Genomic DNA, 10,199 nt, shown 5'->3' with positions numbered 1-10,199 from the left:
GTTCCGGGCGGGATGGTCACGCCCGAGATGCATTCCCCCCTGTGAGGAGCCACCTGCCCGTCGCGACCGCGTCAGCGACCGGCGGGGCTCCGAACGGCGATCAAGGTAGACGATCGCGTCGCCGGGTATCAACCCCGATGCGCGAGCGTGTCCATTCTTAAGCGGTCAGCCCTCGCGGGGCACGAGCACGTCCCCGCACGAGGCCCGCGGCGACCGTCGCGCCTCCTCGTCGGCCGCCACCACCTGCACCGCGCGGGCGCGCAGCGCCGCGAGCCCGCGCGGCCCGAGCGCGTCCCGCCGCACCCAGTAGGTGACCCCCGCCGGGGTCGTCACGATCCGGGCGTAGTCCTGCGCCAGCCGCGGGTCGCGGCCGAGCTCGGTCACCCGCTCCCAGGTGGGGCCCAGGGTGATGAAGGTCGGGCGCACCTCGGTGAGGATGTGGGTCCGCAGCCCGGCGAGGTCGCCGTCGGCCCAGAAGCGCGCGACCCGCCGGTCGGCGAGCCCGACCACGTCGACCACCTCCAGGTTGCTGACGAGCGCGGTCGCCCCGATGTCCGGCGCCGCCAGTACGGGGTCGGCGACGTCGACGGCCTCGGCGAAGGAGTTGATCGCCCAGCCGGTGTTCTGGGCGACGAGGCACAGCGGAGCGGTCGGGTCGGCGCGGAACGCCCGCGCGCCGTCGAGGAGCACGAGACCGGACACCGCGGCCGCGCCGGCCGCGAGCACCGCGACCACGACCTGGCCGCGACCGACGACCCGGGGCGCGACGGACACGGCGGCGACCACCGCCGCGAGCGCGCCCAGCGGCCACACCGGGGTGGCGAAGCGCAGCTGGCCCATCCAGTCCGGCGCGAGCACCCCGAAGGCCACGACGGCGAGCCCGAGCGGCACCAGCAGGGCCACCAGCGCCCGGCGCCGCACGCCCGGCTGGAGCACCGCCGCGCCGATGGCGGCGACGGCGAGCAGGGCGGCGGGCCAGCCGACGTAGGTCACGAGCTCGCCCGGCCGGAGCGCGGCGCCGAGGTCCGGCAGGCCCTGCGCCTTCGCGATCGCCGTGTTCGGGACGAACTCCCCGAACACCGCCAGCCGCCACGCCAGGTAGGCGAGCGTCGGCACGGCGAACACGAGCACGGAGAGCGCGGCCGCCCGGACCGCGGGGCGCAGGTCGTGCCGGTGCAGCAGCAGGAGCAGGACGAGCGGGAAGGCCGCGGCGTAGATCAGGCCGTCCGGGCGGGTGAGCGCCGCCAGCGCGGCGAGCAACCCGCACCGCACGGCCGTGGCCGGCTCGAGCAACCTGCCCGCCACGACGGCGCGGACCAGCACCGCCGCGATCCCGGCGACGGCGAACGCCAGCAGCGCGTTCTCCAGCCCGGACACCGTCCAGATCACGAAGGACGGCACGACCGCCGTCACCAGGCCCGCACCGATCGCGACGAGAACGGGCCTGCGGGTCGCCGCGAGCGCGGCGGAGTAGCAGAACGCGAACACGCCGGCGACCAGCGCCAGCGCCAGCAGCTTGGGGAACGCCACGTAGTCGGGCACCCCGAACCACGAGCCGCGGTCGAACAGCCCGACCCAGCGGGCCAGCACGAGCAGGCCGAGCCACGCCGGGTTCGAGAACCCCTCGACCGGCTCGGCGCCCGGCTGCAGGACCGGTCCCGCGCCGGTGGCGATGGAGCGGGCGTAGGCGAAGGTGATGCCCGCGTCGTCGACGATCCAGCGCCCGTACGCCAGCGCGTGCAGGCCGAACACCGCCGTGGGCACGCCGACGGCGACCCCGGCGCGCAGCCACCAGGCCGCGGCCTCGCGGTCGCCGGACCCGCCGGCGTCGTCCCTGCTCACGACCAGCGCCCGGCGGTGGGTGACCGTCATGCGCCAAAGGCGTGCCGGGCCAGCGTCCGGACGCCGTCGAGCCCGCCGTGCCGGGCCGCGGCCGGCAGCCGGGTGAGCGCGTTGATGCGCGACGAGAGGTGGCGCCGGGCGGCGCGGGCCGCGCGCGGCCACCCCCGGTCGGCCATCCGCTGGGCCGTCTCGAGGAAGAAGGCCCGTTCCTCGGCGAAGCGCCTGCCGTCGGCCGCGTGGGCCGACGACACCGAGGCGTCGTGGCGCCGGTAGCGGAAGCAGGTGGTCGGCTCGACGAGCAACGACTCGCCGTCGAGCACGAGGTCGAGGACGAGGGCGAGGTCCTGGACCACGTCGACGCCCTCGCGGAACCCGGTGCGCCGCAGCGGCCCGGACCGCCAGCACAGCGACGGGAAGTACAGCCAGTTGCCGCGCAGCAGGCTGGTGGCGAGCTCCTCGCCGGCGAGCACGGTGGGACCGGTCACCCGCGGCGCGTAGACCCAGCGCTTGCTCATGTCCACCAGCGATCGCGCGCGTGCGCCGTCGGCGCCCACCACCTCGACGCCCGGCTGGATGATCGCGGCGTCCGGGTGCGCGGCGTGCGCGCGGCGGACGGTGGCGACGTAATTGGGCAGCATGAGGTCGTCGTTGCCGATGATCACGACGAGCTCGTGCTCGGCCCGGTCGACGCACTGCTGGAAGTTGCGGTTGATGCCCAGGTTGCGCGGGTTGCGCAGGTAGCGCACCCGCTCGTCGGACAGGCCCGCGCACCAGTCGGCGAGCGCGTCGTCGGCCGCCTCGCCGGTGTCGTCGAGGATCGTGAGCCGCCAGTTCGGGTCGTCCTGGGCGAGGACGCTGCGGATCGTCGCCTGCACCAGGTCCAGCCGCCCGTAGTGGGGCAGCATGACGTCGACGGTCGTCACCGGGCGGGGTCCTCGCTCGCCACCGGCACCCGGTCGCCGTCCCCGCTCGCGACGCTGACGCTCCGCGGGGGCAGCAGCCCGCGCTCGCGGTTGACCACCTCCGCCTCCCGGATGGCCACGGTGCGCGCCAGCTCGGTGTAGCGCCGGTCGACCACCCGGAAGCGCTGGTACATGCTGAACATGCCGGCCATGAACGCCACGACCAGCGCGTACAGCACGAGGTCGGTGCCGCGGCCGACGCCGAGCAGGTGGGCGATCGCGGTGAGGTCGTCCGGCCGCATCACGGCGTAGACGTTCGCGATCGCGAAGAGCACGAGCGCGATCCGCTTGCTCGCCTGCACGTAGATCGCGTGCGAGCTGCGGACGAAGACGTAGAGGATGGTCAGCACCGCGAGCACGAGGACGAACTGGATGAGCACGGCTGATCAGCCTCCCCGGTTGCGGACGGACAGGTCGAACAGGATGTTGACCCCGTTCAACAGCGACTGGCCCTTGCTGCGGGAGTACTCGGTGTAGCGGATCGACACCGGGATCTCGCGCACCCGCCACTTCGACCGCCCCAGGTAGGAGATGATCTCCGAGGCGTGGGCCATCCCGTTCATGGTGATCTGCAGGTTGTCGGCCACGGGACGGGTGAACACCCGCAGCCCGTTGTGCGCGTCGGTGAGGTGCAGCTTGCGGCCCGCCGGGCTCAGCAGCACCGCGAGACGCAGCACGAGACGTTTGAGCAGCGGCACCGAGTCGGCCTGGTCGGCGAACCGGGTGCCGAGCACGACGTCGGCGGCGCCGGACCGGGCGAGGTCGACCATCGCGGCGGCGTCCTCGATGCGGTGCTGGCCGTCGGCGTCGTAGGTGACGAAGTACTGGGCGCCGGGCTGCGCCTTCGCGTAGGTCAGCCCGGTCTGCAGGGCGGCGCCCTGCCCGAGGTTCACGGGGTGGCGCACGAGGTGCGCGCCGGTGCGCAGCACGGCCTCGGCCGACCCGTCGACGCTACCGTCGTCGACGCAGACGACGTTCGGGAAGACCGTCAGCACCTGCCGCACGACGGATTCGAGCACCGGCGCCTCGTTGAAGACCGGGATCACGACCCAGACGTCCTCGTTGCGCCTGCCGTCGACGGTGGTCACACCGGGCTCCTCCGGGTCGTTGTGTCCTGGCATGGCCGCGCCAACCTACCGGCGCCCCGTTGCGGGCGACGCACCCACGCCCGTGCCCGGTACCCGAAGCGCCCGCAGCACCCCGATCAGCAGGACGGCGAGCACCACGAGCGGGCCGACGAGCTGGGCCGCGAGGGCCGCGTCGATCGGCTCCGGCCCTACCACGAGTACCAGAAGGAACACGATCGAGCCCGCGATCCACCCGATCGTGACCGTGCGCTGGCGGCCGAGCGCGACCAGCGTGGGCTGCACGACGAGCGCGAGCATCATCACCAGCGTCGCCGCGGCGAGCAGCGCGAGCGTGCCCACCGGAGGGCGGTAGGCGGTGTTGAACAGCCTCTCGGCCGCCCACGGGCCGAGCCAGACGCAGCCGCCGATCCCGAGCAGGCCCAGGCCCGCCACCAGCCCGAGCACCTGCCACAGCTTGCGGGTCAGCTCGTCGTACCGGCCCCGGGCCGCCGCCCGGGTGACCTGCGGGAGCAGGACGGCCTGCACCGGCGCGAACAGGAACAGGGGCACGCGCGCGAGCACGAACGTCGACCCGAACACGGCCGCCGCCACGAGGTCGTCCGGCGAGCGGTAGGTGACGACGACCGGGGCGAGGTTGGCGAGCACCTGGCTGAGCGCGATCGCCCCCACGAGGTAGAGCAGGGACCGGCCCATCCCGTCGGGGACGGTCGTCGCGTCCGCCGCGGGCAGCTTCAGCGCGGGCCAGACGCTCAGGGCGGCCACGGCCGAGCCGATGGCGAACGCGAGGCCGTAGGCGACGGGCTCCTGCCACATCACGGCCAACAGGACGAGGCAGGGCAGGAGCCGGACCGCGCCCTCGACGTAGAGGGTGCGCGCGTACGGGGCGAAGCGCTGCTGGCCGCCGAGCACGCCGCGCGCCCAGTACACGGCCCCGGAACCGGCGATCGCGACGAGCAGCGCGACGAACAGGCCCGGGCGCCACTCGAGCACCCGCCCCAGCAGCAGCGGCCACGCGACGAGCACGAGCGCGACCAGCCCGGCGAACGACCAGCCCGCGAGCACCGCGGCGCGGCGTGCGACCGGGCGCAGCGGTTGCCCGTGCGCGGCGGCGGCGCTCACCGCCCGGCTGGTCTCCTGCTCGAGGGCGGCGAACACGCCGGGCCCGATGATGTTCACGAGCATGTACAGCGAGATGAGGGCGCTGAGCGCGCCCGCCTCGGCCGGGTCGTGGAACACGTGGCCGACCACGGCGACGAACGCGTAGCCCGCCGCGCCGAGCACCCCCAGCCCCGCGGCGAGGTGCGCCGCGGTGCCGAGGTGGCGGCCGGGGTTCACGTTCCCACGCTAGCCACTGCTCGGGCCCGCCCGGTCAGGTCCGGGCCAGGGTGACGAACTCGTTGTACGGGAACACCCGCCCCACCGGCCGCGGGAAGGGGAACGAGTACTGCCGCACCACCGCGAGGCCCACTGCCTCGCACAGCGCGGTGACCTCGGCGAACCCGCAGAACCGGACGTGCGTGGCGTCCGTGGTGTAGCCCTTCTCCTGCGGGGTGATCACCACGACCTTGCCGCCCTTGCGGACGTAGGGGAGGTAGGTCCGCAGGAGCCCGATCGCGTCTTCCTCCGACATGTGCTCGACGACGTGCGCCGCGAGCAGGCTGTCGAACGAGCCCTTGCGCGCGTCCTCGCTGGCGAAGAACTCGTCGGGCGTGTAGGCCACGAAACCGCGCTCCCGGGCCACGGCGACCGAGGCCGCGTTGTGGTCCACGCCCACGCCCGCGCCGTCGAGGTGGGCCAGGTTGCGCCCGAGCCCGCACCCCACGTCGAGCGTGCGGCCGAGGCCGAGCCTGCGCACGTTCCACCGGTACGGCGCCTGGACGTCCAGCCACCTCTTCCACCGCGCCTGCTCCAGCGTCTTCAGGCGTTCGGCGTAGTCGGGCGCGTCGGTTCTCGGCCGGTCGTCGGGCGCAGTCACGTCGCCCAGTGTGACGGTTTCGTCCCGTCGGGCGTGGCACCACCCCCGTCCGACCCGCCGCGGCGAGGCGGCCGCCCGTGGCCGGCCCGATACGATCCCGCCGTGCGCGCAGTAGTGACCGGCGGAGCCGGGTTCATCGGATCCCACCTCGTGGACTCCCTGGTCGCCGACGGCGCGGACGTCCTCGTCCTCGACGACCTGAGCCACGGTTCCCCCGCCAACCTCGCCGGCTCCCCGTCCGCGGAGCTGGTCGAGCTCGACGTGCGGGACGCCGACGGCGTGCGCCGGGCCGTCACCGGGTTCGCGCCCGAGGTGGTGTTCCACCTCGCGGCCCAGATCGACGTGCGCAAGTCGATGGACGACCCGGCGACCGACACCGCGGTCAACGTCCTCGGCTCGGTCAACGTGTTCGCCGCCGCGCTGGCGGCCGGCGCCCGCCGGGTGGTCAACACCTCCACCGGCGGGGCCATCTACGGCGAGACCGACGTCGTCCCGACGCCGGAGACCACGCCCACCGAGCCGCTGTCGGCCTACGGGCTGGGCAAGCGCACCGCCGAGCGGTACGGCGGCTGGTTCCGGCGCAGCCACGGGCTCGACGTCGTGACCCTGCGCTACGGCAACGTGTACGGCCCCCGCCAGGACCCCCGTGGCGACGCGGGCGTGATCGCGATCTTCTGCGACCGGGTCCTCTCCGGGCAGCGCCCCACCGTGTTCGGCGACGGCAAGCAGACGCGCGACTACGTCTTCGTCGGCGACATCGTCGCGGCCAACCGGGCGGCGGCCGTGGCCACCGGCCTGCAGCACGACATCTTCAACGTCGGCACCGGCACCGAGGTGGACGTGCTCACCCTCGCCGAGGCCGTGGCCGCGGCGGCGGGCGTCGACGAGTTCACCCCCGAGTTCCGGCCGGCGCGCCCGGGCGAGGTGCTGCGCAGCTGCCTCGACGTCTCGCGGGCGCGGGCCGAGCTGGGCCTCGCCGCGCCGACCAGCCTCACCGACGGACTGCGTGCCACCCTCGAGTGGGTGCGCACCCTCCACGAGGAGACGTCCGCATGAGCGAGCTGCGCGTGGAGCAGACGTCGATCCCCGGCCTGCTGTACATCGACCTCGTCGTCCACCACGACGGACGCGGCTGGTTCAAGGAGAGCTTCCAGCGCGCCAAGCTGGAGGCGCTCGGCTTCCCGCCGTTCGAGGTCGTGCAGAGCAACGTCTCGTACAACGCCGAGGTGGGCGTGACCCGCGGCATCCACGCCGAGCCGTGGGAGAAGTACATCTCGCTCGCCCACGGCAGGGCGTTCGCCGCCATCGTGGACCTGCGGGCGGGCGAGAACTTCGGCCGCGTGGAGACGTTCGAACTGCACCCGGGCAACGCCCTCTTCGTGCCTCGCGGGTGCGGCAACTCCTACCAGACGCTCACCCCGGACGTCGTCTACTCCTACCTGGTCAACGAACACTGGACCCCGGACGCCCGGTACACGATGGTGCAGGCGTTCGACTCCGCGCTCGGCATCGAGTGGCCGATCGGTGAGGACAAGGCGATCCGCTCCGACAAGGACCGCGGGCACCCGCCGCTCTCGGCCATCACCCCCATCGGGGCGGTGTGACGTGCGCGCCATCGTGCTCGGAGCGGGCGGCCAGGTGGGGCGGGCGCTCACCGCCGCCCTCCCGGACGCCACCGCGCTCCGCCACTCCGACCTCGACATCGCCGACGCGGCGGACGCCCCGATCGACTGGGCCGCCTACGACACCGTGATCAACGCGGCGGCGTTCACCGACGTCGACGGCGCCGAGACCGCCGAGGGGCGGCCCGCCGCGTGGCGGGCCAACGCCGTGGGTCCGTCCGCACTCGCCGCGATCTGCCACCGGACCGGCGCGACGCTCGTGCACCTGTCCACCGAGTACGTGTTCGACGGTCGCTCGGCCGACCCGTACCCCGAGGACGCGCCGGTGGCGCCGCTGTCGGCCTACGGCGCGTCGAAGGCGGCGGGCGACCTCGCCGTGCGCACCCTCGAGCGGTACTACCTCGTGCGCCCCACGTGGGTGGTGGGCGACGGCCGCAACTTCGTGCGCACGATGCTGCGGCTGGCCGAGAAGGGCGTGGAGCCGACGGTGGTGGCCGACCAGGTCGGGCGCCTCACGTTCGCGCCCGACCTCGCCGCCGCGATCGTGCACCTCGTGGCGAGCGGCGCACCGTACGGCAGCTACCACGTGACGAACGGCGGAGAGCCCGCCTCGTGGGCCGACGTCGCCCGAGCCACGTTCGAGCTGGCCGGGCACGGCGACCTGAAGGTCACCGACACCACCACCGAGGAGTACTTCGCCGACAAGCCGCAGGCCGCGCGGCGTCCGCGCAACAGCGTGCTCGACCTCTCCCGCGCCGCCGCGGCCGGGGTGCGGCTGCCGGACTGGCGCGGGCGGCTGGAGGAGTACGTCAGGTCGCTCGCTTCTTGAGCGGTTCCCACCAGTCGCGGTGCTCGGCGTACCACCGCACGGTGGCGGCGAGCCCTTCGTCGAACGGCACCCGCGGGGTGTACCCGAGCTCGTTCGCGATCTTCGACCAGTCCACGCAGTAGCGGCGGTCGTGGCCCTTGCGGTCCGGGACGTGCTCGATCATCGACTCGTCGGCGCCCACGGCCTCGAGCAGCCGCAGGGTCAGCTCCTTGTTCGTGAGCTGGGTACCGCCGCCGATGTTGTAGATCTCGCCGTCGCGGCCCTTCTCCGCCACGAGCTGGATCCCGCGGCAGTGGTCGTCGACGTGCAGCCAGTCGCGGACGTTGAGGCCGTCGCCGTACAGCGGCACCTTCTTCCCATCGAGGAGGTTGGTGACGAACAGCGGGATGACCTTCTCCGGGAACTGGTACGGCCCGTAGTTGTTCGAGCAGCGGGTGATGCAGACCGGCAGCCCGTGCGTGCGGTGGTAGGAGCGGGCGAGCAGGTCCGACGCCGCCTTCGACGCCGAGTACGGCGAGTTCGGCTCCAGCGGGTGCGTCTCGGGCCACGCACCTTCGTCGATCGACCCGTACACCTCGTCGGTGGAGACGTGCACGAACCGCGAGACCCCGTGGTCGAGCGCCGCCTGCAGCAGCACCTGCGTGCCGAGGACGTTCGTCGAGACGAAGTCGGCGGCGCCCGCGATCGAGCGGTCGACGTGGGACTCCGCCGCGAAGTGCACCACGACGTCGACGCCGGCCATGACCTCGCCGACGACGCGGGGGTCGCGGATGTCGCCCCGGACGAACCGCAGCCGCGGGTTCCCCTCGCACTCGGCGAGGTTGGTGAGCGTGCCCGCGTAGGTGAGCAGGTCGAGCACCACCACTTCGGCGTCGGCGTAGGCCGGATAGGCGCCCGAGAGCAGCGATCGCACGTAGTGGGAGCCGATGAAGCCCGCTCCCCCGGTCACGAGAACGCGCACGTCACCCTCCCTGGCTCGCGAACGACTCCTGCCTCGAGAACGACGCGGCCACGTCCATGACGTACCGGCCGTAGCCGGACTTCGCCTGCCGTTCCCCGAGGGCGAAGCAGGTGTCCGGGTCGATGAAGCCCATCCGCATCGCGATCTCCTCGATGCACGCGATCCGCACGCCCTGCCGGTTCTCCAGCACCCGCACGTACTCGCCCGCCTCCAGCAGCGACTCGTGCGTGCCGGTGTCCAGCCACGCGAACCCGCGGCCGAGGTCCACCAGCTTCGCCCGGCCGCGCTCCAGGTAGGCGCGGTTGACATCGGTGATCTCGAGCTCGCCGCGCGCGGACGGGGTGAGCCCGGCGGCGATCTCGACCACCTCGTTGTCGTAGAAGTAGAGCCCGGTGACAGCGCGGTTCGACCGCGGGTGCGCCGGCTTCTCCTCGATGGAGATCAGCCGCCCGTCCCGGTCGGCCTCGGCCACCCCGTAGCGCTGCGGGTCGGGCACCGCGTAGCCGAACAGGATGCAGCCCACCTCGCCCGAGGAGATCTCGGCGATCGAGCGCTGCAGCAGCCCGGAGAAGCCCGGGCCGTGGAAGATGTTGTCGCCCAGCACCAGCGCGGCCGGGTCGGACCCCACGTGCTCGGCCCCGATCACGAACGCCTCGGCGAGCCCGTTGGGCTCGGGTTGCTCGGCGTAGGTGATGCGCAGGCCCACCTCGCCGCCGTCGCCCAGCAGGCGCTGGAACGCCGGGAGGTCCTGCGGGGTGGAGATCACGAGGATGTCCCGGATGCCGGCCAGCATGAGCACCGACAGCGGGTAGTAGATCATCGGCTTGTCGTAGACGGGCAGCAGCTGCTTGGAGACCGCGCGGGTGATCGGGTGCAGCCGCGTGCCCGAGCCGCCTGCCAGGATGATGCCCTTCACGACA

At 73.3% G+C, this 10,199-nt stretch carries 11 protein-coding genes; 3 read left to right on the top strand and 8 right to left on the bottom strand.

All coding sequences use genetic code 11. The features are described from left to right. Window positions 1–165: 165 nt before the first annotated feature. From VKZ81_RS19420 to VKZ81_RS19395, 6 genes are read right to left on the bottom strand one after another with little or no spacing between them, the layout of a single operon-like run. Entirely contained in the window at window positions 166–1,872 is a 1,707-nt protein-coding gene (locus VKZ81_RS19420) for a DUF8728 domain-containing protein (protein WP_324243024.1), read from the bottom strand. Next, entirely contained in the window at window positions 1,869–2,765 is an 897-nt protein-coding gene (locus tag VKZ81_RS19415) for a glycosyltransferase family 2 protein (protein WP_324243023.1), read from the bottom strand. The genes VKZ81_RS19420 and VKZ81_RS19415 overlap by 4 nt, the downstream gene beginning before the upstream one ends. After that, window positions 2,762–3,184 (bottom strand): DUF2304 domain-containing protein, encoded by a 423-nt coding sequence (locus tag VKZ81_RS19410; RefSeq protein WP_324243022.1) that lies wholly within the window; start codon window positions 3,182–3,184, stop codon window positions 2,762–2,764. The genes VKZ81_RS19415 and VKZ81_RS19410 overlap by 4 nt, the downstream gene beginning before the upstream one ends. A gap of 6 nt (window positions 3,185–3,190) precedes the next feature. After that, window positions 3,191–3,892, bottom strand: a complete 702-nt coding sequence (locus tag VKZ81_RS19405) for a glycosyltransferase family 2 protein (RefSeq protein ID WP_324243021.1) — start codon at window positions 3,890–3,892, stop codon at window positions 3,191–3,193. Between the two features lie 45 nt (window positions 3,893–3,937). After that, window positions 3,938–5,227 (bottom strand): lipopolysaccharide biosynthesis protein, encoded by a 1,290-nt coding sequence (locus tag VKZ81_RS19400; protein WP_324243020.1) that lies wholly within the window; start codon window positions 5,225–5,227, stop codon window positions 3,938–3,940. Between the two features lie 34 nt (window positions 5,228–5,261). Next, complete coding sequence (locus tag VKZ81_RS19395) at window positions 5,262–5,867, bottom strand: class I SAM-dependent methyltransferase (RefSeq protein ID WP_324243019.1); 606 nt, start codon at window positions 5,865–5,867, stop codon at window positions 5,262–5,264. A gap of 102 nt (window positions 5,868–5,969) precedes the next feature. On the opposite strand from VKZ81_RS19395, the gene VKZ81_RS19390 reads away from it, so the two are divergent. Genes VKZ81_RS19390 through VKZ81_RS19380 form a run of 3 tightly spaced genes read left to right on the top strand, consistent with a single transcriptional unit; the run spans window position 5,970 to window position 8,318 of the window. Beyond that, complete coding sequence (locus tag VKZ81_RS19390; RefSeq protein WP_324243018.1) at window positions 5,970–6,923, top strand: NAD-dependent epimerase/dehydratase family protein; 954 nt, start codon at window positions 5,970–5,972, stop codon at window positions 6,921–6,923. After that, a complete protein-coding gene (locus VKZ81_RS19385; RefSeq protein WP_324243017.1) occupies window positions 6,920–7,471 on the top strand; it encodes a dTDP-4-dehydrorhamnose 3,5-epimerase family protein in 552 nt (183 codons plus the stop codon). Before VKZ81_RS19390 ends, VKZ81_RS19385 begins: the two co-directional genes overlap by 4 nt. 1 nt (window position 7,472) lies before the next feature. Next, window positions 7,473–8,318: an SDR family oxidoreductase gene (locus tag VKZ81_RS19380; protein WP_324243016.1), complete on the top strand. Its 846-nt coding sequence runs from the start codon at window positions 7,473–7,475 to the stop codon at window positions 8,316–8,318. Here VKZ81_RS19380 and rfbB read toward each other — a convergent pair. Together rfbB and rfbA are read right to left on the bottom strand one after the other, a co-directional pair. After that, entirely contained in the window at window positions 8,299–9,279 is a 981-nt protein-coding gene (rfbB, locus tag VKZ81_RS19375; RefSeq protein ID WP_324243015.1) for a dTDP-glucose 4,6-dehydratase, read from the bottom strand. The two genes, VKZ81_RS19380 and rfbB, sit on opposite strands and share 20 nt — an antisense overlap. Before the next feature lies 1 nt (window position 9,280). Continuing rightward, a complete protein-coding gene (gene rfbA, locus VKZ81_RS19370; protein ID WP_324243014.1) occupies window positions 9,281–10,195 on the bottom strand; it encodes a glucose-1-phosphate thymidylyltransferase RfbA in 915 nt (304 codons plus the stop codon). Between the last annotated feature and the right edge of the window lie 4 nt (window positions 10,196–10,199).

The sequence above is a fragment of the Pseudonocardia sp. genome (assembly GCF_035305885.1).
Taxonomy (GTDB): domain Bacteria; phylum Actinomycetota; class Actinomycetes; order Mycobacteriales; family Pseudonocardiaceae; genus Pseudonocardia.
This window is presented reverse-complemented; position numbering and strand designations above follow the sequence as displayed.